Source organism: Candidatus Sulfotelmatobacter sp., assembly GCA_035504415.1.
Classification (GTDB): domain Bacteria; phylum Vulcanimicrobiota; class Vulcanimicrobiia; order Vulcanimicrobiales; family Vulcanimicrobiaceae; genus Vulcanimicrobium.
This window is the reverse complement of record DATJRY010000006.1, coordinates 26,394-47,224: the sequence shown is the minus strand read 5'-3', so window position 1 is coordinate 47,224 and position 20,831 is coordinate 26,394. Positions and strand designations below refer to the sequence as shown.

Annotated in this window: 19 protein-coding genes and 1 tRNA gene; 11 read left to right on the top strand and 9 right to left on the bottom strand. The window is 71.2% G+C overall.

Going from position 1 to position 20,831, the window contains the following annotated elements:
- Positions 1 to 152 precede the first annotated feature (152 nt).
- The gene (locus tag VMD91_02650) at positions 153 to 1,115 is read left to right on the top strand and encodes an alpha/beta fold hydrolase (GenBank protein HTW82951.1); all 963 of its coding nucleotides are present in this window, start codon (positions 153 to 155) and stop codon (positions 1,113 to 1,115) included.
- A gap of 27 nt (positions 1,116 to 1,142) precedes the next feature.
- Here VMD91_02650 and VMD91_02645 read toward each other — a convergent pair whose 3' ends face one another.
- Genes VMD91_02645 through VMD91_02630 form a run of 4 tightly spaced genes read right to left on the bottom strand, consistent with a single transcriptional unit; the run spans position 1,143 to position 4,661 of the window.
- Positions 1,143 to 1,970 (bottom strand): hypothetical protein, encoded by an 828-nt coding sequence (locus VMD91_02645; protein ID HTW82950.1) that lies wholly within the window; start codon positions 1,968 to 1,970, stop codon positions 1,143 to 1,145.
- The gene (locus VMD91_02640; protein HTW82949.1) at positions 1,970 to 2,518 is read right to left on the bottom strand and encodes a prepilin-type N-terminal cleavage/methylation domain-containing protein; all 549 of its coding nucleotides are present in this window, start codon (positions 2,516 to 2,518) and stop codon (positions 1,970 to 1,972) included. The genes VMD91_02645 and VMD91_02640 overlap by 1 nt, the downstream gene beginning before the upstream one ends.
- The gene (locus VMD91_02635; protein HTW82948.1) at positions 2,496 to 3,668 is read right to left on the bottom strand and encodes a prepilin-type N-terminal cleavage/methylation domain-containing protein; all 1,173 of its coding nucleotides are present in this window, start codon (positions 3,666 to 3,668) and stop codon (positions 2,496 to 2,498) included. The genes VMD91_02640 and VMD91_02635 overlap by 23 nt, the downstream gene beginning before the upstream one ends.
- Before the next feature lie 30 nt (positions 3,669 to 3,698).
- Positions 3,699 to 4,661, bottom strand: a complete 963-nt coding sequence (locus VMD91_02630; protein ID HTW82947.1) for a D-glycerate dehydrogenase — start codon at positions 4,659 to 4,661, stop codon at positions 3,699 to 3,701.
- Between the two features lie 28 nt (positions 4,662 to 4,689).
- On the opposite strand from VMD91_02630, the gene VMD91_02625 reads away from it, so the two are divergent.
- The 4 genes from VMD91_02625 to VMD91_02610 are packed head-to-tail and all read left to right on the top strand — an operon-like array spanning position 4,690 to position 11,317.
- Complete coding sequence (locus VMD91_02625) at positions 4,690 to 6,042, top strand: hypothetical protein (GenBank protein HTW82946.1); 1,353 nt, start codon at positions 4,690 to 4,692, stop codon at positions 6,040 to 6,042.
- Positions 6,043 to 6,050: 8 nt separating this feature from the next.
- A complete protein-coding gene (locus tag VMD91_02620; protein ID HTW82945.1) occupies positions 6,051 to 8,873 on the top strand; it encodes a dynamin family protein in 2,823 nt (940 codons plus the stop codon).
- Positions 8,874 to 8,913: 40 nt separating this feature from the next.
- Positions 8,914 to 10,080 carry an N-acetylglucosamine-6-phosphate deacetylase gene (gene nagA / locus VMD91_02615; protein ID HTW82944.1) on the top strand — a complete coding sequence of 389 codons (1,167 nt, stop codon included), beginning with the start codon at positions 8,914 to 8,916 and terminating at the stop codon, positions 10,078 to 10,080.
- A 7-nt stretch (positions 10,081 to 10,087) separates the two neighbouring features.
- Entirely contained in the window at positions 10,088 to 11,317 is a 1,230-nt protein-coding gene (locus VMD91_02610) for an SLC13 family permease (protein ID HTW82943.1), read from the top strand.
- On the opposite strand, the gene VMD91_02605 is transcribed toward VMD91_02610, so the two are convergent.
- Entirely contained in the window at positions 11,314 to 12,840 is a 1,527-nt protein-coding gene (locus tag VMD91_02605; protein ID HTW82942.1) for a glycosyltransferase family 39 protein, read from the bottom strand. The two genes, VMD91_02610 and VMD91_02605, sit on opposite strands and share 4 nt — an antisense overlap.
- Positions 12,841 to 12,937: 97 nt before the next feature.
- Here VMD91_02605 and VMD91_02600 point away from each other — a divergent pair, with 97 nt between their 5' ends.
- The 3 genes from VMD91_02600 to VMD91_02590 are packed head-to-tail and all read left to right on the top strand — an operon-like array spanning position 12,938 to position 14,987.
- On the top strand, positions 12,938 to 13,390 hold the full coding sequence (locus VMD91_02600) for a MarR family transcriptional regulator (protein ID HTW82941.1): 453 nt from the start codon (positions 12,938 to 12,940) through the stop codon (positions 13,388 to 13,390).
- Between the two features lie 17 nt (positions 13,391 to 13,407).
- Positions 13,408 to 14,157: an enoyl-CoA hydratase-related protein gene (locus VMD91_02595; GenBank protein ID HTW82940.1), complete on the top strand. Its 750-nt coding sequence runs from the start codon at positions 13,408 to 13,410 to the stop codon at positions 14,155 to 14,157.
- A complete protein-coding gene (locus VMD91_02590) occupies positions 14,154 to 14,987 on the top strand; it encodes an NAD(P)-dependent oxidoreductase (protein ID HTW82939.1) in 834 nt (277 codons plus the stop codon). Before VMD91_02595 ends, VMD91_02590 begins: the two co-directional genes overlap by 4 nt.
- Here VMD91_02590 and VMD91_02585 read toward each other — a convergent pair.
- The 4 genes from VMD91_02585 to VMD91_02570 all read right to left on the bottom strand — a co-directional run bounded on the left by VMD91_02585 (position 14,936) and on the right by VMD91_02570 (position 16,781).
- Positions 14,936 to 15,901 carry an alpha/beta hydrolase gene (locus tag VMD91_02585; GenBank protein HTW82938.1) on the bottom strand — a complete coding sequence of 322 codons (966 nt, stop codon included), beginning with the start codon at positions 15,899 to 15,901 and terminating at the stop codon, positions 14,936 to 14,938. The genes VMD91_02590 and VMD91_02585 overlap by 52 nt on opposite strands.
- Positions 15,873 to 16,127 carry a helix-turn-helix transcriptional regulator gene (locus VMD91_02580; GenBank protein HTW82937.1) on the bottom strand — a complete coding sequence of 85 codons (255 nt, stop codon included), beginning with the start codon at positions 16,125 to 16,127 and terminating at the stop codon, positions 15,873 to 15,875. Before VMD91_02580 ends, VMD91_02585 begins: the two co-directional genes overlap by 29 nt.
- Entirely contained in the window at positions 16,120 to 16,659 is a 540-nt protein-coding gene (locus VMD91_02575; protein ID HTW82936.1) for an HNH endonuclease, read from the bottom strand. Before VMD91_02575 ends, VMD91_02580 begins: the two co-directional genes overlap by 8 nt.
- A gap of 44 nt (positions 16,660 to 16,703) precedes the next feature.
- Positions 16,704 to 16,781, bottom strand: a tRNA-Pro gene (locus tag VMD91_02570).
- Positions 16,782 to 17,179: 398 nt separating this feature from the next.
- Between VMD91_02570 and VMD91_02565 the strand changes: the two genes are divergently transcribed.
- The 3 genes from VMD91_02565 to VMD91_02555 all read left to right on the top strand — a co-directional run bounded on the left by VMD91_02565 (position 17,180) and on the right by VMD91_02555 (position 20,830).
- Entirely contained in the window at positions 17,180 to 18,370 is a 1,191-nt protein-coding gene (locus tag VMD91_02565) for an RtcB family protein (protein HTW82935.1), read from the top strand.
- A 383-nt stretch (positions 18,371 to 18,753) separates the two neighbouring features.
- On the top strand, positions 18,754 to 20,361 hold the full coding sequence (locus VMD91_02560) for a TROVE domain-containing protein (protein HTW82934.1): 1,608 nt from the start codon (positions 18,754 to 18,756) through the stop codon (positions 20,359 to 20,361).
- 85 nt (positions 20,362 to 20,446) lie between these two features.
- Positions 20,447 to 20,830, top strand: a complete 384-nt coding sequence (locus tag VMD91_02555) for a VOC family protein (GenBank protein HTW82933.1) — start codon at positions 20,447 to 20,449, stop codon at positions 20,828 to 20,830.
- The last annotated feature ends 1 nt before the right edge of the window (position 20,831 follow it).

Here is a 20,831-nt window from a genome sequence, read left to right as displayed (position 1 = left end):
CGGCGCTCTCGACGAGCGCCGAACCCTTCGCGTTCGCGGCCGGCGGCCGCGAGCCGCTACGCGGGGCCCGGTCTGCGACCGGGTCCCGTTTGTTTTCCGGGGTGGCCAAGTGCAACAAAGCGGGGGTTGCGACCGTTTGTGAATGTACCACCGTGAAGAAGCTCGTCCGTCCGCTCCTCGCCGGTGCCGGGGTCACCGGTGCGGTCGCCGCCGCCAACCGCGCGCTCAGCAACGCACCGCTCCCGACGAACGCCCTGGGCGGGACGCGCGTCCCGTGGACGTGGCGCGGCCACGAGATCTTCGCCACCCAGGCCGGCGAGGGTCCGCCCGTCGTGCTCGTGCACGGCATCTATGCCGGCGCGTCCTCGTTCGAGTTCCACCGCCTGTTCGGGCTGCTCGCTCGGCACCATCGCGTCGTCGCCTTCGACCTGCTCGGTTGCGGCTTGTCGGACAAACCGCGCCTGCGCTACGACACCGAGCTGTTCGTCGACCAGATCGCCGAGGCGTTGGTGCGGTTCGGGGACGGACCGGTCTGCGTCGTCGCCTCGTCACTGGGTGCGGCGTTCGCGATCCGCGCCGCCGTTCGCGACCCGGATCGGATCGAACGGCTCGCCGTCATCTGTCCCGCCGGCCTCGCCGGCATGCTCGATCGCCCGGCCACCACGCCCGGTACCACGCTGACGACCCTCATCCGCACGCCGATCCTCGGCGAGGCGATGTTCAACGTGCTGGCCTCGAAGGCGTCGCTGCGCTGGTTCTTGCAGCACCGCGTGTACGCCGATCCGGCCAGCGTGACCGATCAGATCGTCGACCACTACTACGCCGTCACGCACCAGCCCGGCGCGCGTTACGTCCCCGCCGCGTTCGTCGGCGGCCGGCTCGACTGTCAGATCGCGCGCGACTTGCCGTTCCTGAGCACGCCGCTGCTGGTGCTGTGGGGCGAGCGCGCGAGCGTGCTCGCGCCCCGCTCGAACGCCGACGAGTTCCTCCGACTGACCCGCAACGCGCGCCTGGTCACCTTCGCGAACTCGGGCCTGCTCCCGCACGAAGAAGAGCCCGAGCTCGTCGACGAGGCGCTGGCGGCATTTCTCGCCGTCCCGCACGCCGCCGCCTGACGCTCCCCGTACCTCACCGGTGCCTTCTCATGGGGGCGGGGCGTTGCCGTTTTGCCAGTGCGTGTCGTATTGGAGCGCGGCGTCGGGGTCGGGCGGCGTTGCGTTCGCGCACGAGCCGGTGCCGTCGACGCATTGGTACCGCACGTGGATCAGCGTGCCGCCGGCCGGCCACGGACTCGGCGAGGGGAGCGGCGCGCCGCTGACGGTGTCGCCGCCGAGATCGCCTTCGTGCACCGGCGGCGTGACCGGATCGTCGTCGGTCGGCGCGTCGGCACGACCGTCGGCGTGCCCGACGACCGCGCTGTACGGCGGCTCCGCGAACAGCCGCAGCGTGACGTCCTCTTCGCGCTCGGCGAACACCGCGCCGCCGTTCGCGTCGAGCACCTCGACGTCGACGCGCACCGAGAGGCGCGACTCTTGCACGAAGCCCGAGCACTGCAGCCACGCGATCGCGTCCGGGCCGGACGACGCGCTCCCCGCCGACGCGCCGCAGGCGGGCGCGGCCAGCGTCGTCGGCGTGACCGTCGCGCTGACGGTGAACGGTACGTCGCTGCCCGCGGGCGGCGCGACCGTCGTCTGCCACGGGTTCGGCAACGACGCCAGCGCGCTCGCGTAGCCCGCGAGCGAGGGCGGCGCGCCGGTGAAGGGCTGTGCCGGCGAGAGCGGAGCGCTGGCGTTCGCGATCGCCGTTTGCAGCGCGTTCTGGTAGCCGGCGAGGGTGTCGTGCAGCGCGCTCTCGATCGCGTGGTCGGCGGCCGCGTGCAAGCTGGCGCGCGCGAACGCCGCAGCGCCGTCGAGCAGCACGCCGGCCAGCAGCGTGAGCGCGATCGCGAACCACAGCGCGACCCCCAGCATCACATGCGCGCCGGCGTCGCGACGGCGCGCGTGAGCGTCTGGCCCGGCGGATAGACCGACGGCGGCAGCGTCTCGCCGAGCGTGAGCGTCTGCGCGTCGCCCGCCGGAATGCTTCCGTCCCCGGCGAGCGCGCACGGATCGCGCGGATAGGTGACGACGACGGTGAAGCGCTGCGTCGTCGCGTCGTACGTCGCGGCGATCGGCAGCCTGAGCACGAGCGGAGCGCTCGTCCCGCACGTCGCCGGAGCCTGCAGCTCGCCGCCGGCGACGAGGTCGGTCTGGCCCGGGATCAGTCCCCACGAGCGGTCGGCCAACAGCGTCGTCCCGTCGGCGCTCGGCGAGGACGCGTAGGCGACGGCGGCGCGCGCTCGCGCCAGCGCGTTCTCACCGGCCATCAACGCGAGATCGCGCACGGTCCCCGGCGTCGCCTCGCGCGCGACGGCGGCGAACGCGCCGGCGCTCGCGGCTCCGGCCGCGACCAGCACGCCGACGCACACCAGCACCTCGAGCAGCGTGAAGCCCCGCTCAGCCGTTCGTGTAGAAGCCACCGCTGCTCCCTTGCGCCTGCACGGCGGCGCAGCGCGCTTGATCGGCGTCGACCGCCGTCAGCTCGCCGGCGGCCAGATACGGCCCGAAGTCGTTCAGCCACGCCGCCGGCGCTTCCGCGACGACGTTCCACGGCGCGAAGCTGCCGGCCCACGTTCCCGCCGGAGTCGGCAGGTTCGGCGGGTCGCTGACGTAGTTGCGCGTCGCGTCCCAGTTGGTGGCGGGATCGCTCTGCACGAACGTGTCGGTCCCGCCGTCCGACGCGCGCGTGCCGCTGTAGGTGAAGACGAAATCGCCGGCGATGAACCACCCGCCCGGGAACGTCAGCGAGCCGTCGGCGCTGGTCGTCGCGTCGTTCCACACGACGTACTCGCTCCACGCCGTCTGCCAGCTCATCGCGCAGGCGGTTAACGTCTTGGCGCCGCCGGCATCGTGGCCGACGTCACAGCGCGCGCTGCACGTGTATTGCAACACCTCGGTGAACCCGTTCGGGAACGCGCCGGCGACCAGGTCGAGCACGCGCGATGCGTCACCCGTGTCGAGCCGCAGCTCGAGCACCGTGTTGCCGCCCGCGACCGGGTTGCCGTTCGCGTCGAGCACGCCGACCGGGATCGGTGCGGTCGCCGGCACGCTCGCCGCGACGAAGCCCGAGTCCGGCGTGCGAAGGTACGCGTCGGCGTGCGCGGCGAGCAGGTTCGGCGCGACGGCGGTGACGGTGGGCGCGCTTTGCAGGCCATGCAGCACGATCGCGCCGCTCAGGCTCGGATCGCACGCCGCGATCGGCGCGGCGGCCGCCAGCCGTTCGAGCGCGTCGGGGGGCACCGCATCGTCCGACGCGTGGTGCGGAAACGCGCGATAGCTCCAAAAGCGTGGGCCGCCGGCGTCGGCGGTGTAGAAGTCGAGCTGCACGCAGCCGTCGTAGGCGGCGCTCGCCGCCGGCGCGCTCGACCAGATCGCCGTCGCGCTGCGGGCCTCGGCGCGCAGCGTCCCGCTCAACCGCTCCAGCCCGGCGTAGGCGAGATGGCGCGCCGCCAGATGGCTCGCGCCGCTGCTGAGCTGCCGCAGCGTCTCGAACGCGCCCAGCGCGACGGTCACGAACAACGCCGCCGCCAGCAGGACCTCGATCAGCGAGAACCCGGCCTCCCCGCGCACATCGCGAGGAGTGCCCGCGTCCGGACGGCGCTATGCGCGCACGAGGTTGGGCGGCGTCTTCCCGCTGACGGCGGCGATCGCGTTCTCGGCGGCGATCAGCGCCATCTTCGTGCGCGTGCCGACCGTCGCCGAGGCGATGTGCGGCGCGAGCACGACGTTCTCGAGCGTCAGCAGCTCGGGGTGCACCTCGGGCTCGCGCTCGAAGACGTCGAGTCCGGCGCCGGCGATCTCGCCCGCGCGCAGCGCTTTCGCGAGCGCCGCCTCGTCGACGACCGGTCCGCGCGAGGTGTTGACCAGGTACGCGGTGCGCTTCATCTTCCGCAGCTCGAGCTCGCCGATGTACTGACGCGTCGTCGGGAGCAGCGGCACGTGCAGCGAGACGTAGTCGCTGTGCTCGAGCAGTGTGTCCTTGTCGACGCGCCGCGCGCCCAGCTCGGCTTCGAGCGCCTCCGGCGCGGGCTGTTCGTCCTGGTAGACGATCTGCATCCCGAACCCGCGGCCACGGCGGGCGACCGCCTGACCGATGCGGCCGAAGCCCGCGATGCCCAGGGTCGCCCCGTTCAGATCGCCGCCCAAGAAGCCCATCATCAGCCAGCCTTTGAAGCGCCCCGCGCGCACGTAGCGATCGGCCTCGGCGACGCGCCGCGCCGTCGCCAGCAGCAGCGTGAAGGCGAAGTCCGCCGTCGCGTCGGTCAGCACGCCGGGGGTGTTCGTCACCGCCACCCCGTGGCGCGCGGCCGCGGCCAGGTCGATGTTGTCGTAGCCGACCGCGACGTTGGCGACGATTTTCAGTTTCGGGCTGCGTGCCAGCAAGGCTTCGTCGACGCGGTCGGTCAGGAGCGCGACCAGGGCATCGGCTTCCGCCGCGCGTGCGGCCAACTCGTCCGGGGTATACGGACGGTCGTCCCGGTTCTCGTCGACGTCGAAGTACGAACGCAAGAGGGCGATCCCGTCATCGGGGATGCGGCGCGTCACGACAACCCGAGGTTTCACGCTTTTCTCCTCCGAAAGCCGAGCAACCATGCAGACCGCATTCGACGCGTCGATCTTCAAGAGCTACGACGTCCGCGGAATCGTTGGAACCCAACTGACGCCGGACGTCGCGTATCTGATCGGGCGCGCGTTCGTCCAAGCCCTGGGCCGGACGAACATCTGCATCGGACGCGATATGCGTCCTTCGGGGGAGCCGCTCCTGGAGGCCCTCACGCGCGGCGCCGTCGAGGGCGGCGCGAACGTCACGCACATCGGCCTGATCTCGACCGACGCCCTCTACTTCGCGGTCGGCCACTACGGCTTCGACGGCGGCGTGATGATCACGGCCTCGCACAACCCGGCCGAGTACAACGGCCTCAAGTTCTGCCGCGAGCAGGCGCAGGCGATCTCGCTGGACACCGGCCTGGGCGAGGTGCGCGACCTCGCGCTTTCCGGCAAGTTCACCGCGCCGGCGAAGCAAGGCACCGTCGGCGAGCGCGAGGTCCTCGACGACTTCGGCAAGCACTGCGTCTCGTTCATCCGCGACACGACCAAGATCAAGCCGTACACGATCGCGATCGACGCCGGCAACGGCATGGCCGGCCTGACGGTCCCCTACGTCTTCAAGTACCTGCCGCAGGTGACGGTCATCCCGCTCTTCTTCGAGCTCGACGGCACCTTCCCGAACCATCCGGCCAGCCCGATCGAGGACGAGAACAAGCTCGACCTGCGCAAGGCGGTGTTGGCGCACCACTGCGACCTAGGGGCCGCGTTCGACGGCGACGCGGACCGCATGTTCCTGGTCGACGAGCGGGGCGGCTTCCCGGACGGCAGCATCGTCACCGCCGCGGTCGGCGTCGCGACGCTCAAGAAGTATCCCGGCTCGCGGATCCTCTACAACCTGATCTGCTCGCGCAGCGTCCCCGAGGCGATCCTCGCGCACGGCGGCATCCCGGTGCGCTCCCAGGTCGGCCACTCGCTGATCAAGCCGCTCATGCGCGCGGAGAACATCCCGTTCGGCGGCGAGCACAGCGGCCATTTCTACTTCCGCGAGAACTGGTTCGCCGACTCGGGGATGATCGCGCTCATGCAGTGCCTGGACCTGTTCAGCGAAGAAGGCGAGACGGTCACTCAGGCGATCGCGCCGTACAACACCCGTTTCCGGTCGGGCGAGATCAACTCGACGGTCACCGACGCCGACGCCAAGATGCAGCACGTCCAGGACTACTACAAGGACGCCCAGATCGACCACCTCGACGGGGTGACGGTCCAGTATCCCCATTGGTGGCTGAACGTGCGCAAGTCGAACACCGAGCCGCTCCTGCGCCTCAACGTCGAGGGCGATACGAGAGAACTCATGGAACAGCACCGCGACGAGGCGCTAAAATTGATTCGTGGCTAAAGGTGTGAATGGCTGACCCGCTAGAGCGCTATCGTGCGGCGCGGGACGACGTCGCCGGAGCGCTCGACGAGCTGCGCGCGCTGCTGACCAGCGCGGCGCGCTGGCACGACGCCGACGACGACGCGGCGGCGCTCGAACGGACCGCGGTCCGGCTGCGCGACGGGCGCTTCGTCCTCGCCGTCGTCGGCGAGTTCTCCAGCGGGAAGTCCTTCCTGCTCAACGCGCTGTTGGGCAAGGTCGAGTTCGAGGAGCGCTCCGGCGGGCGCCGCATCGTCGGCCTGCTGGCGACCGACATCAATCCCTCGACGGCGACGATCACCGAGCTCTCGTACGCGGCCGAGGAGAGCGCGACGGCCGTCTACCCCAACGGCCGCGAGGAGCGCGTCCCGCTCGGCCGGCTGGCGCGCTTCGTCGCCGTCGGCGAAGAGGGGAAGCTGCACGACGCGACCGACGCCGACGACTCGAGCGCGCCCGCGCTGGTGCGGGTGGGCGTCGATTCGCCGTTTCTGCAGGTCGGTTTCGTGGTCGCCGACACGCCGGGCCTGGCTTCGATCAACCCCGCCCACCGGCGCGCGACGCTTTCGTATCTGCCGGGCGCCGACGCCGTCCTCTACCTGATCGACACGCAGCAGCCGTTCACCGAAGGCGACGCGTCGTTCTTGGGCATCATCCGCCGCTACATCGAGTCGGTCTTCATCGTGCAGACGAAGATCGATCTGTGGCGCATGCGCGAAGGCGATCGCGAAGCGTGGCAATCGGCCGCGCAGCGCATCGTCGCGCAGGCGGCGTTGCACGCGCCGGGCACGCCGGTCTTCCCGCTCTCCGCGCGCGAGTACGCCGAAGGGCTGCTGACCGGCGACGAGCATCTGCTGGCGCAGAGCCGCTTCCGCGAGTTCTTCGGCGCGCTCGACGCCTCGCTGGTCGCCACCACCGGGCGCTCGCGGTTACGGCGGGCGGCCGCCGAGGCACGCCGCGTCGCCACCCGCGCCGCCGACGCGCTGACCTTCGACGCCGAAGCGCTCGAGACGGACGCGCACACGCTGCGCACGCGCCGCGGCACGGTCGTCCCCGCGCTCGATGCGTTCGACGCGGCCGCCGCGGACGCGCGGACGGCGCTCGAGCAGACCGGGACCTCGGTCGCCGACGCGCTGCGCGGGCACGGCGAACAGATGCGCGCCGGGCTCGTGCGCACCTTGCTGCGCGCGTTCGACACCGCCGACGTCGCACGGCTGCGCGATCGCGCCAAGCTGCACATCCTGGTCGACGACGTGTTGGCCAGCGCGATCGGGCGCTTCGCCGGCGACGCCGCCGAGCTGGTCGCGAAGCGGCTGCGCGACCAGACGCGCGCGGCCTCGGGCGCCGTCGTCGCCGCGGCCCGCGCGGCCGACGCGAACGGCACGTTGGCGCCGCTGCTCGACGGGATCGCGGCCGAACGGCTGCCGGTGACCGAAGACGCGGCGCGTGCGTTCGGCGCCGATCCGGCCAGCGGCGCCTGGAGCACCGACCTCGAGACCGGCCTGCGCTCGTCGATCGTGCTGGGCGCGCTCGGCGGTCCCGCCGTCGGCCTGGTGGACGCCATCGCGCGCCGCTTCGCCGCCGCGCCGCCCGGCACGTACATGAAGCGCGAGCTGGTCGCGGATCTCGACGCCGACATCTACCCCGCCTTCGACGCCGAGCTGGCCGCCTACGTCGAGGGGATCGCGACGCGCGTCGCGGCGGTCGGCGCGGGGCTGGGCGCACGGCTGGGCCTGCTCGCGCCGCGGGTGCGCGAAGAGGCGCTGGCACCGCTCGATCGCGCGCTGGCCGCGCACGCCGGCGGCACCGATCGTGCCGCGGCGGCGAGCGCGGCGCGCGAACGGGCCGGCGCGGCGCGCGCGCTGGCGACCCGCATCGAGACCCGCACCGAAGCGTTCGCGCGCGAGAGCCGCGTCGACCGTGCCGAGCGCGCCGACCCGTCCATTCCGCTCGATCCCGACGCCGGACGCGAGCGCCTCGTGCCGGCCGAGACCGCCCGCTTCGATCCGGCGACCTACGAGCACGGCTTACGCCCCGAGCGCTGGCGCGTCGCGGTGCTCGGCGCGTTCAAGCGCGGCAAGTCGAGCCTCATCAACGCCTTCGCCGGCGAACGCGTGCTGCCCGACGAAGGCAGCGAGGTCGAGATGCGCTTCCCCGTCCACGTGCGCTACGGTCCCGAGCATCGCGTCTACGCGCTCGGCGACGACGCCGGCTGGAATCCGATCTCCGTCGGCGACGCGCTCGACGCGGCGACGCGCACGCCGCTGCTGATCGAGACGCCGTGGTCGCTGCCGCCGCAGCTGGTGCTGGTGCACGTGCCGGCGTTCGACTCGGGCAATCCGCTGGCGGGCGAGATCGTGCGCGCCGCCGCGTCGGCGGCGAGCGAGATCGTGGCGCTCTTCTCGCGGCAGCTCTCCGACCGCGAGCTCGAGCTCTACGGCCGCGTCAACGAGCTCGGCAAGCCGATGACGTTCGTGCACACCATGGCCGACCACGAAGACGCCGCCGAACGCCGCAACGTCGTCATGTTGGCCGATCGCTACCTGCGCGAGCGGGCCATCGTACCGCAGCGCGTCTTCACCGTCTCGACCCAAGAGTATCGCGAAGCGCGGGCCGCGGGCCGCGCGCCGGCCGGGTGGAACGAGCTGGTGGCGCTGCGCGAGACGCTGCAGGCGCACGCCGAGGAGCACATGGCGCGCCTGGCGCGCGCCGAGCGCGAACGGGCGGAACGCGAACGGCTCGCCGCCGCCGCGGTTCCCAGCGAATTGCCAGCCGACCGATCGTCGTTCCTGGGACGCCTCTTCGGACGACGGTAGGCAGGGGTGCCGCTGCGGCCGTTCCCGAATCCGGCCGGACGTGCCCGATACGTACATCTTTGGCCCCTCCCGGCTCGCACTGGGGGACGGCACACTGGTTCACGGACGGCTCGCCATCGAACGCGGGCGCATCGCCCGCATCCTGCCGGAAGACGGCCCGACGGATCTCCGCCCGCCTGACGGCGCGATCGTCGCACCGGGCCTGATCGACGTCCACACCAACGGCGCCGACGAACTGCTCTTCAATCGCGATCAGGGCAATGCGGTCGAGGTCGCATCGCGCGCCTACGCGCGCCACGGCGCGACCGGCTTCGTGGCCGGCGTCATGACCGCGCCGTGGGAGTCGATGATGCACGCCGCGGCCGAGGTCGCGGAGGCGGCGAACCAGCTCTTCGAGGCAGGCGAGCCGATCGGCGCGCGCTGTCTGGGCATCCATTTCGAAGGCCCGTTCCTCAATCCGAAATTCCGTCGCGTCCATCGCGGCGAGTGGGTGCAGCCAGCCTCGCTCGAGCGCGCCCAAGAGATGATCGAGGCCTGCAAAGGCGCGCTGGTCATGGTGACGATGGCGCCGGAAGCGGAAGGCGTCGACGACGTCGCGCGCTTCTTCTTCGATCAGGGCATCGTCTGCTCGGCGGGCCACACCTCGGCGAAGTACCGCGAAGGCGTGCTCGCGATCGGCATCGGCTTTCGCACCATCACGCACGCGTTCAACGCGATGCCGCCGCTCGACCACCGCGACCCCTCGATCCTGGCGGCCTTCATCCAAGAGACGCGCACGACGGTGCAGCTGATCTGCGACGGCTATCACGTCTCGCCGCCGATGGTCGACCTGCTGTACCGCACGCTGCACGACCGGCTGGTGCTGGCGACGGACAACATGCCGCCGGCCGGCAGCGGCTATCGCATCGAAGGCGGGGTCGTGCGCGCCGAAGACGGCACCATCGCCGGCAGCGCGCTGCTGATCGATCAGGCGGTCCGCAACCTGATGGCCTATGCCGACATCCCGTTCGAAGTCGCCGTGATGTCGGCGACGCGCAGCCCCGCGCAGCTGCTCAACCTCGACCGCGAGCTGGGCACGATCGAGCCCAACAAGCGCGCCGACCTGTCGGTCTGGAGCGACGACTACCAAGTGATCGCGACGATCGTCGGCGGCATCCCCGTCTACGGCGGCGCTCACTTGTACCGGCCGTCGCGGGCGAGCGCATAGCGACGCGTTGCACGCCGTCGCGCTGACGGTCGCGGCGGTCGCGCTGCTGGGCGTGCTCGTCCGCCCGTGGCACACCTACCCGGCGTGGTGGGCGGCCGGCGGCGCGCTGGCACTCGTGCTGGTGCGCGCGCTCACGCCGGCGCAAGCCGGAGCCGCCGTCGCGCGCGGGCTGGACGTCTATCTGTTTCTGATCGGGATGATGGCGCTGGCCGAGTTCGCGCGCGTCGAAGGCGTCTTCGGCTGGATCGCCGCGGCCGCGGTCCACGCGGCGCACGGCTCGCACGCGCGGCTGTTCGCCCTGGTCTACGCGACCGGCGTGATGACGACGGCGTTCCTCTCCAACGACGCGACGATCGTCGTGTTGACGCCCGCCGTGGTGGTGGCGCTGGCCGACACCGACGCGTCGCCGCTGCCGTACGCGTTCGCGTGCGCGCTGGTCGCCAACGCCGCCAGCACGCTGCTGCCGATCGCGAACCCCTCCAACCTGCTCTTCTTCGCCCAGCGGATGCCGCCGCTGACGACCTGGTTCGCCTCGTTCGGCTGGGCCTCGCTGGCGGCGATCGTCGCGACCTACCTGGTGCTGATCGTGCTCTTCCGCCGCGAGCTGAGCGCGCCGCTGCACGTCGTGCGCCGCGACGCGGCGCGGCCGCGGACGATCGCGCTGGCGATGCTGGTGCTGGCCGCGGCGGCGCTGGTCGCGACGGCCTCGCGCGCGGGGGCGCTGGGCCCCGTCACGTTCGCGCTCGGCGCGATCGCGGCGCTGATCGCGTCGACGCGGCGGCGCGACGCGCCGCTGCACATCGCGCGCGGCATCGCCTGGCCGATCGTGGTGCTGACGGCGGGACTGTTCGTGATCGTGCAAGCGCTCGACCTCGCCGGCGTCGCGACGCTGCCGCAGGCGGTGTTCGCCTGGGCCGCGCACCTCGCGCCGCCGTTGGCGCGCCTGGCGATCGCCGGCGCGGCCGCCGGCGCATCCAACGTGGTCAACAACCTGCCGGTCGGGCTCGAAGTCGGCCGCTTCGTCGCGCACGCGCATCCGCCGACACCGCTGGCGTCCGCGGCGCTGCTGGGCGTCAACGTCGGCCCCAACTTCAGCATCAACGGCTCGCTGGCGACCGTCCTGTGGCTGGCGATCATGCAACGCGCGAACATCGACGTTTCAGCGCTGCGCTTCGCCGCCGTCGGCGCGCTCGCGACCCCGCTCGCGCTCGGTACCGCCGCGCTGCTCGCGCGCTAACCGTAGCGCTTGAACCGATACCAGGTGTCGCGCAGGTCGGCGCGCAGGCCGCGGCAGAGGATGATCGGGCGGTCGTTCTCGTACGGCATCGCGTACGGTGCGCCGAAGGTGCCCACGACGCTGCTCTGCGCGCAGAACGCCGCCCACATGGCAGGCTCGCCGTTGACGTGCAAGATCACGCTGCCGTCGTGGTCGCGCGGTCCCCACAGCCAGTACTGATCGTTGCCGCTGATCGCCGGCGGCAAGCCGTCCTTCGCGCCGTAGACGTCGATGGCGGCCGCCTCGCCGTAGTCGACGGCCAGGATCGCGACGCGCGCACGATCGGCCGGGGGCAGCGCCTCGTAGGCCGCGGCGACGGACTGCTCGAGGCTGCGCCAGCCCATCTCGTCGGAGAAAACCTGTGTGAGCGGCGCGCCGACCGCGGCGCGCTCGTCGGGGACGGGCCGCAGGCGCGTCGCGTCGAGGTAGCGCGCCAGCACCGGCGGCGGCAGGATCGGCAGCACGACCGGTGCGAGCAACACGGAGAAGGCGCCGGCCAGCACCAGCCAACCGATGCGCAGCGGACGCGCGAGGCCCGCGCACGCCAGGCCGCCGACGACGAACGCGGTCGGGTAGAGGCCGGCGAAATAGTAGTCCTTGCCGTGCGTGACGACCAGCAGCACGACGGCCACCACGAATCCGATCGCCAGGAAGCGCAGCCGCGCGAGGTCGGCGCGCACGAACGGCGCGATCACGCCCGCCAGCCACAGCGGCGCGAGCGCGACGTTGGCGGCGAACAGCTGCACGACGATCGACCCGATCGCGCCAGGCCGCACCGGATCGCGGACGATGTGATTTTGCACGACGGCCAGGAACGGCCAGCCGTGCACGGTCTGCCAGACGACGTTCGGCGCGGCGAGCACCACCGCGATGCCGACGCCGAGCCACAGCGCACCGCTGCGGAACACTCGCCGCTCGGGCGTGCACAGCAGCCCGATCGCCAGGCCGATCAGCCAGATGACGATCCCGTACTTGGCCTCGAACGCCAGGCCGGCGACGACCCCGGCCCACGGCAGTGCCCGACGGTCGCCGGCGAGCAGCGCGCGGGTGAGCAGCCAGGCGACGAGCGTCCACGCCAGCGGCTCGAAGCTCGAGGTCGTCAGCGTCGTCGAGACGCCGACCAGCAGCGGACAGATCGCCACCGCGACGGTCGCCAGCGTCACCGCCACCGGCGAGCCGCCCAGGTCGCGCACGAACCGGTAGGTCACCCCGATCAGCGCGACCGCCGCGAGAACGGCCGGCAGCCGCAGCAGCCAGACGTCGTCGCCGAACAGCTGCGTCGCGGCCGCCAGCAGCGGGACCAGCGGGGGCTGATCGACGTAGCCGAAGGCCGGGTGGCGCCCGCAGACGATAAAGTACAGCTCGTTGCGGAAGGCGTCGTAGCGGCCGGCGACGGCCAGGTGCACGATCGCGACTACCCCCGCCACCACCAAGGCGACCAGCACGCCCCGGTCGACCCCACGTCCCTGTCGCTGCCCTTGCATGTCCGCCTCAAAATAGTACGCACTACGTAGTATTGTCAAGGCGGATGTTCAGAGCCGGTGCGGGCCTCGCGTCGAAAAATGGTGAACCCCGCGTACGATGGAGCGGAGTCCCGAGATCCTCGCCGAGGCCCGGGCCTTGCGTGCGACGGTCGCGTTGTTCCAGCGCAGCCTGCGCGCCGGGCGCGGCTTCGACGAGCCGAGCCCCGAGCAGATGAGCGTTCTGGGGGTGCTGCAGCGCGAGGGGCCGCTGACGGCTGGTGAGCTGGGCGAGCGCGAGCGGCTCTTGCCGCAGTCGCTGACGCGGATGCTGGCCCGGCTCGAAGACCGCGGCCTGATCACCCGCCGCCGGGACGACGAGGACCGGCGCCGCCGGCTGATCGCGATCACGCTGCTCGGGCGACAGCACCTGGTGGCGGAAGCACTGCGGCGCGAGGCCCGGCTGGCCGGCGCCATGGCGCACGCGCTCTCGCCGGCCGAGCGCGACGTGCTGCGCATCGCGCGCGACTTGCTCGAGCGGCTGGCGCGCTACGAGGGAGGAAACCCCGGCTGACGGGCGGAGTGCGGAGCATGACTTCGCTCGGCATCACCGTGACCGATCGCGACGGCGTCCGGCACGTCGTCCTCGACCGCCCCGACAAGAAGAACGCGCTGACCGTCGCGATGTACGCGGCGCTGGCCGACGCGGTCGAATCGGCCGCGGCCGACGACGTCGGTGCGGTGCTGATCGGCGCGAACGGCGGCACGTTCTGCGCCGGCAACGACCTGCGCGACTTCCTCGAGCGCGCGGCGTTCGCCGACTCGCCCGCGATGCGCTTCCTGCACGCGCTGGCGAGCACCGACGTCCCGCTGGTCGTCGCGGTGCGCGGCGCGGCGGTCGGGATCGACACCACGATGCTGCTGCACGCCGACCTCGTCTATGCCGCGCCCTCGGCCAGCCTGCGGCTGCCGTTCGTCGACCTGGGCATCGTCCCCGAAGCGGGCTCGACGGTGTTGCTGCCGCGTCTGCTCGGCTACGCGCGCACCGGCGCCGCGCTGTTCCTGGGCGAGCCGATCGACGCGACGCACGCCGAACGCGACGGACTGATCACCAAGGTCGTCGCCGACGAGGAGCTCGACGCCGCGGCGCTCGCCGCCGCTCGCGCGGTCGCCGCCAAACCGCGCGGCGCCGTCCGCGCGACCAAACGGCTGTTGCACCACGATCGCGCGCAGATCGTCGAGGCGATCGATCGCGAAGGCAAAGCCTTCGGTGAACGGCTGCAGTCCCCGGAAGCGCGCGCGATCATGGCGGCGTTCTTCGAGCGCGGCGCGCGCGCGTGAGCCTCGCCGGCAAGACGCTGTTCGTCAGCGGCGCCAGCCGCGGGATCGGCCTCGCGATCGCGCTGCGCGCGGCGCGCGACGGCGCCAACGTGATCGTCGCGGCGAAGACGACCGAGCCGCACCCCAAGCTGCCGGGGACGATCTTCAGCGCCGCGGCGGAGATCGAAGCGGCCGGCGGCCACGCGCTCCCGGTCGCCTGCGACGTGCGTTCGGACGAGCAGATCGCGCAGGCGGTGCAGGCCGGCGTCGAGCGCTTCGGCGGGATCGACGTGGTCGTCAACAACGCCAGCGCGATTCGTCTGGGCGGCCTCGCACAGGTCGACGCGAAGGCGTTCGACCTGATGACCGCGATCGGTCCGCGCGCGACGTATCTGGTCACCCGGGCCGCGTTGCCGCACCTGGAGGCGGCGGCGGACGCGGGACGTTCGCCGCACATCCTCACCCTCTCGCCGCCGATCGCGCTGGACTCGAAGTGGGTCGGCCAAGCGCCGGCCTACACCTTCAAGAAATACGGCATGACGCTGCTGACGCTCGCCTTCGCGGCGGAGTTCCGCCAACGCGGGATCGCGGCCAACGCGCTCTGGCCGCGCACCACCATCGCGACCGCCGCGGTGCAGAACCTGTTGGGCGGCGAGGCGATGATGCGCGCTTCGCGCACGCCGGAGATCGTCGCCGACGCGGCCTATGCAATCCTCAACCGCGACGCGCGCGGCTGCACCGGCAACGCCTTCATCGACGAGGACGTGCTGCGCGCCGAGGGCGCGCCGAACTTCGACGCCTACGCCGTCTCGCCGGGCGGCCCGCTGGCCGACGACATCTTCGTCGACTGATCCGTATGCTCGTCGAGCCACCCGAGCACGTCGGCGACGACCTGCTCGCGGTTGGTCTCGTTGAGCATCTCGTGCCGCCCTTGCGGGTAGAGCATCTCGCTGACGTCGCGCATACCCACGTGCCGGTAGCGTTCCGTCAGCTCGGTGACGCCGGCGCCGTTGCGGCCGACCGGATCGCGGTCGCCGGCGAAAAGCAGGACCGGCAGATCGGTCGGGAGCTCGCGCTCGTTCTCGCGCTTCCACCCCTCACGCTCACCGGCCAGCATGTCGGTGAAGAAGCGGTTCGAGACCGGGAAGCCGCACCACGGATCGTCGACGTACTTCTGCACCTCGGCTTCGTCGCGGCTGAGCCACTCGAAGCCGGTGCGGCCCGGTGCGAACGGTTTGTTGAAGCCGGCGAAGATCTGCTTCGCCAACGGCGAGGGCTTGCGCGCGTTCCCACCGACCGAGAGAACGCGTGAGGCGACGATGCCCGCGTCGATCCCCGGCGCCGAGCCCGACGTGCCCGAGAGGATGAGCCCCGCCAGCTCGGGACCGTGGAGCTGCGCGAAGCGCTGCGCGAGAAACGAGCCCATGCTGTGCCCGAACAGCACGATGCCGGTCGCCGGATACTGCGCGCGCGCGAGCTCGACGACCGTGGCGAGGTCGCGGAGCATTCCGTTCCAACCGTCGGGACCGGCCCAGCCCAGGTGCTCGTCGCCGCCGGCGGTGCGGCCGTGGCCGCGTAAGTCGGGCGCGAACACGGCGTACCCGCGCGCCGCGAGCGCTTCGGCGAAGCGTTCGTAGCGCGCGGAGTGCTCGGCGAGCCCGTGCACGATCACCACGATCGCCCGGCACGGACTCGCCGGTACCCAACGCCGCACGTACACCTCGACGCCGCCGTCGTTACGGAAAGTGAGAGTCGACTCGGCCATGCTCGGCGCATTCGGCGCCCATGAGCCGCTCGACCTGGACGCCGAGCGCACCGGCGAGCGCCTCGAGCTGCAACAGCCCCAGGTTCTGCCGGCCCGCCTCGACGTTGGCGACCGAGGCGCGGCTGAGTCCCGCGCGTTCCGCCACCGCGCGCTGCGTGAGGCCGCGTCCCGAACGCACCGCGCGCACGCGCGCTCCGACTCGCTGCAGAACGTCCGGTTCACCCATGGCGCACCGGCCGTTCCACTACGTCGACCGAGTAGAGGAACAGGTACTTCCACCACTCGTCCGGGAGCGTGTGACGACGCACGACGATCCACGGGATCGAACGGGGCTCGCGCGGGATCCGTCGCAGCGGCATGCGTGCCTCGTCCGGCGTGCGATCGCCCTTGCGACCGTTGCAGGCCAGGCAGCACGTCACCAGGTTGTCCCACGCCGAGCGTCCGCCACGGCTCTTCGGCACGACGTGGTCGACGCTGGCCGACCCGGCACCGCAGCGCACGCCACAGTACCCGCACCGGTAGTCGTCGCGCAGCAGCACGTTCATTTTCGTGAGCGCGAGCCGCCGACGGCGCCGCGCCACCGAGAAGAGCAGTCGCACGATCGACGGCAACGGAAACGCGACGGTCGGCGATCGCAGCTCGTCCTCTCCGGCGAAGACGACCTCGGCCTTCCGTGTGAATACCAGTCGGACCGCGCGCCGGACGCCGATGACGGCCAGCGGCTCGTAGGTGAAGTTCAGCAAGAGCACGTCGCTCATGATGGGTCGCCTCCTTTCCTCGAGGTCGTGATTAGGGGTGTACATGGCCTGCGCGGTCGGATTCGAACCGACGATCTCGTCCGCCCGAGGGACGCGGGATGACCAAGCTTCCCCACGCGCAGAAGATGGTGATATGGCTGCTCAGGTTAGGCTCGAACGCACCGTCGTTGCGACATGCGAAGAGGGGACCGGCGGCTGCCGATCCCCTCTTTCGTGTGTACGAAAAGACTGCGGGGCAGCAGCTACGATAGGATCTCCGGCGACGCGACGTCGTTCTGATTCCGGCCGGTGAGCAGGGCGTGCTTCAACACAGGCTGCACGCCGCAGTCTGGGTTCGTCGGCCGAATCGATGCCGTCGGTTGCCACATAGTGCGTTGATCCTAAATGCTGCTCGCCTCGGCTGTCAAGCCCGCGAGCGCGTTTATCGCAGAAAACCCGCGCGATTCTGCTTGACAACGATGCGGTGCTCGCCTACGCTCGTTCAGCTTTCAGCACGCTTTACAGGAAAGGAGGTTCTGTCATGCAGGTCATCGAGACCGCCGGTCGTCCGGTCTACGCGTGGGTCGACGGCGTCGAATTCGAGCGCCAAGCGCGCGAACAGGTCGCGAACGTCGCGGCGCTGCCGTTCGTGCACGATCACGTCGCCGTGATGCCCGACGTCCATTTCGGACGCGGCGCCACGGTCGGCAGCGTCGTGCCCACGCTCGGTGCGATCGTGCCGGCCGCGGTCGGCGTCGACATCGGCTGCGGCATGATCGCACAGCAGCTCACGCTCCGCGCACAGGACCTCCCCGACGATCTGCGCCGCGTGCGTAACGCGCTCGAGCGCCAGATCCCGGTCGGTCAGGGTGCGCACCGCGAGGTGCCGGCCGAAATCGACCAGGTTTGGGAGACGCAGCTCGCGGAGGGCTACGCGCGTGTCATGGCGCGTGCGCCGCGGGTCTCGGTACGCACGGCTCGTCAGCAGCTCGGTACACTCGGCTCGGGAAACCACTATGTAGAATTGTGCATCGATGAGCACGGTCATGTGTGGTTGACGCTGCACTCGGGTTCGCGCGGCGCGGGCAACCGCATCGGTATGGTCTACATCGAGACGGCCCAGCGTGAGCTGGACGGTCTGGGCGTGACGCTGGCCGATCGCGATCTCGCGTACCTGAGCGAGCACACGGCGAGCTTCGACGGTTACGTCGAGGCGGTCGGGTGGGCGCAGGAGTACGCGCGGCTCAACCGCGAGCTCATGCTCTCGCGTGCGATCGCGGCGCTCTCGCATCGCAACGTCGGTCTGCCGGCGTTCGAGCGCGGCGCAACCGTCGTGAACTGTCACCACAACTACGTCGCCCGCGAACGGCACTTCGGTGCCGACGTGTTCGTGACGCGCAAGGGTGCGGTTCGCGCCGGGCTCGGCGAGCTCGGCTTCATCCCGGGCTCGATGGGTGCGCGCTCGTTCGTGGTTCGTGGGCGCGGTAACCCGGCCTCGTTCGAGTCGTGCTCGCACGGCGCGGGCCGCCGTCTCAGCCGCAGCGAGGCGCGCCGTCGCCTCACGCTCGGCGATCTACGACGCGAGACCGACGGGATCGAGTGCCGCAAAGACGCGGGCGTCCTCGACGAGGCGCCGTCCGCGTACAAAGACATCGACGCCGTGATGGCGGCGCAGCGCGACCTCGTCGAGATCGTGCACACGCTCCGTCAGGTGGTCTGCGTCAAAGGTTGACGCTCCGCCGTGGGCCTGCGGGCCCACGGCACCTCGCGGGCCGACAGCGTGCGGTTATTTTGGGATCCCACTGGACCTTGGTGTCTTCTGGTTCGAATCCAGGACGGCGCATCTTCGGGTGCGCCGCCAGTGGGGGCCGCGCGCCCACCTTGCCTGCGAGGCCGATTCGTGACGGTGCCGGCGATGGGCCGGAGTTTCGAGGTTATCTCTCAATCGAAGGTCGCGGGTCCGAATCCCGCCCGGCGTGCATACGCCGGTAGCTCAGCGGTAGAGCATCGCGGGCGCACGCCCGATCTCGGAACAACACTCGTCCATCGACCTGCATCGTTCCCGACCGCTGATACCGGCTCTTCTTCATCACGCACTTTTCGGAGGATACGTCCATGCAGTCCCTGGCGCGGGTTTTCCGCGCGCGCGTCTTCGGAACGCCGCAGTCGCAGGCCCAGCCCAACCGTTCGCAGGTCGCCAACAGCGCCGGCGGATACGTCTACGCGCTCGATCGCTGGTCGCGTTTGGACCGCTTTCTGATCCTCGGATCGGAAGGCGGGACGTACTACGCGAGCGAGTGGGCGCTCACCAAGGAGAACGCGGCCAACCTGATCGCGGCGATCGGCGAGGACGGCCAGCGCGTCGTCGCGCGCGTCGTCACGATCTCGGAGAGCGGGCGGGCACCGAAGGTGGACGCGGCGATCTTCGCGCTCGCGGCGTGCGCGGGTCTGGGTGACGAGGCGACGCGACGCTACGCGCTCGGGGAGGGGTTGCGACGGGTCTGCCGCACGGGTTCGCACCTGTTGCAGTTCTGCTCGTACGTCGAACAGTTCCGCGGGTGGGGACGCGGGCTGCGCCGCGCGCTCCACGACTGGTACGCGAACAAGCCGGTCGGGCAGCTGGCGTATCAGGCGCTCAAGTACCAGAACCGGCACGGGTTCACGCACCGTGACGTCTTCCGGCTGGCGCACCCGTTGGCGGGTGATGCGGAACGGGCGGCGCTCTACGCGTGGATCGTGGCGGGGACGGTGCCGAGCGAGGAGTTTCGCGAGCTGGCGCTCTTGCGGGCGCACGCGCAGGCCAAGGCGTTCGCGGACGCCGACGCGCTGGCGTGCGCGGAGCTGGTGCGGGGAAGCGGGCTGCCGCGCGAGGCGTTGCCGAGCGAGTGGCTCCGCGAGCCCCTCGTCTGGGACGCGTTGCTGCCGACGTTGCCGATGACGGCGCTGCTGCGCAACCTCGCGACCCTCACCCGCGTCGGGCTGTTGACGCCGAAGGCGCCGGAGACGGCGCAGGTGGCGCAGCGGCTGACCGAAGCGAGCGCGCTGCGCACGACGCGCGTTCACCCGATCGCGATCCTGGCGGCGCTCGAGACCTATCGGTCGGGGAAGAGCGTGCGCGGGTCGACGACCTGGACTCCGGTCAAGTCGATCGTCGACGCGCTGGAGACGGCGTTCGCGCTGTCCTTCGCGCACGTCGAGCCGAGCGGTGCCCGCATGCTGGTCGCGCTCGACGTGTCGGGATCGATGGGGAGCGGTGAGATCGCCGGTATTCCGGGGATCACCCCGCGGGTCGCCGCGGCGGCGATGGCGGTGACGCACGTGCGCACGGAAGCGCGCGTGCACGTCATGGCCTTCTCGGAGAAGTTCGTCCCGTTTCCGATCCGTCGTGACGAGCCGATCCGGTCGGTCGTGGCGCGCACGAACGCGCTCCCGTTCATGGCGACGGACTGCGCGCTGCCGATGCTCTACGCGCTCGAAAAGCGCTTGGAGATCGACCTGTTCGTCATCTACACCGACAACGAGACCTGGTTCGGGAACGTCCACCCCGACGAGGCGCTGCGGCGCTACCGGGAACGGACGGGGATCCGCGCCAAGCTCGCGGTCGTCGGAATGACCGCGACCGGGTTCACCATCGCCGACCCCGACGACGCCGGGATGCTCGACGTCGTCGGATTCGACGCCGCGGCGCCGGCCCTGATCGCCGGCTTCGCGCGCGGCGAGTGATTCCAGGACGCTCCTGACACCACGATGGCAGGAGCGTCTTGGTAGCATCGGGGCGTTCACTCCGCTTCGCACGAGGAGACCTCCGATGCCCGAGACCACGACCCGCGCGGCGACGACCGCGATCACCTGGTTCGAGATCCCGACGGCCGATCTGGACCGCGCCGTCCGCTTCTACTCGACCATCCTCGAGACGCCGATGAGCGTCGCCGACTTCCAGGGCGAGCCGATCGCCGTGTTTCCCTACGAGCAGCCCGGCGTGGGCGGCTGCCTGGTGGCCGACGCGCACCCCAGCCCGCACGGCACGCTGGTGTTCCTCAACGTCGACGGGCGGCTCGATCGCACGCTCGAGCTCGTCGAGGCGGCCGGGGGCCGCATCGTCGCCCCGAAGACCTCGCTGGGGCCGATCGGCTACGTCGCGCACATCGCCGACTCCGAAGGGAACCGGGTGGGTTTGCACGCGGTCTCTTGAG

What these genes read in the sequence shown, in the direction of transcription:
- VMD91_02645 (HTW82950.1), bottom strand. Translation starts at nt 1,970, where the DNA reads ATGCTGGGGGTCGCGCTGTGGTTCGCGATCGCGCTCACGCTGCTGGCC.
- VMD91_02625 (HTW82946.1), top strand. Translation starts at nt 4,690, where the DNA reads ATGCAGACCGCATTCGACGCGTCGATCTTCAAGAGCTACGACGTCCGC.
- VMD91_02620 (HTW82945.1), top strand. Translation starts at nt 6,051, where the DNA reads ATGGCTGACCCGCTAGAGCGCTATCGTGCGGCGCGGGACGACGTCGCC.
- VMD91_02605 (HTW82942.1), bottom strand. Translation starts at nt 12,840, where the DNA reads ATGCAAGGGCAGCGACAGGGACGTGGGGTCGACCGGGGCGTGCTGGTC.
- VMD91_02600 (HTW82941.1), top strand. Translation starts at nt 12,938, where the DNA reads ATGGAGCGGAGTCCCGAGATCCTCGCCGAGGCCCGGGCCTTGCGTGCG.
- VMD91_02595 (HTW82940.1), top strand. Translation starts at nt 13,408, where the DNA reads ATGACTTCGCTCGGCATCACCGTGACCGATCGCGACGGCGTCCGGCAC.
- VMD91_02585 (HTW82938.1), bottom strand. Translation starts at nt 15,901, where the DNA reads ATGGCCGAGTCGACTCTCACTTTCCGTAACGACGGCGGCGTCGAGGTG.
- VMD91_02580 (HTW82937.1), bottom strand. Translation starts at nt 16,127, where the DNA reads ATGGGTGAACCGGACGTTCTGCAGCGAGTCGGAGCGCGCGTGCGCGCG.
- VMD91_02575 (HTW82936.1), bottom strand. Translation starts at nt 16,659, where the DNA reads ATGAGCGACGTGCTCTTGCTGAACTTCACCTACGAGCCGCTGGCCGTC.
- VMD91_02565 (HTW82935.1), top strand. Translation starts at nt 17,180, where the DNA reads ATGCAGGTCATCGAGACCGCCGGTCGTCCGGTCTACGCGTGGGTCGAC.
- VMD91_02560 (HTW82934.1), top strand. Translation starts at nt 18,754, where the DNA reads ATGCAGTCCCTGGCGCGGGTTTTCCGCGCGCGCGTCTTCGGAACGCCG.
- VMD91_02555 (HTW82933.1), top strand. Translation starts at nt 20,447, where the DNA reads ATGCCCGAGACCACGACCCGCGCGGCGACGACCGCGATCACCTGGTTC.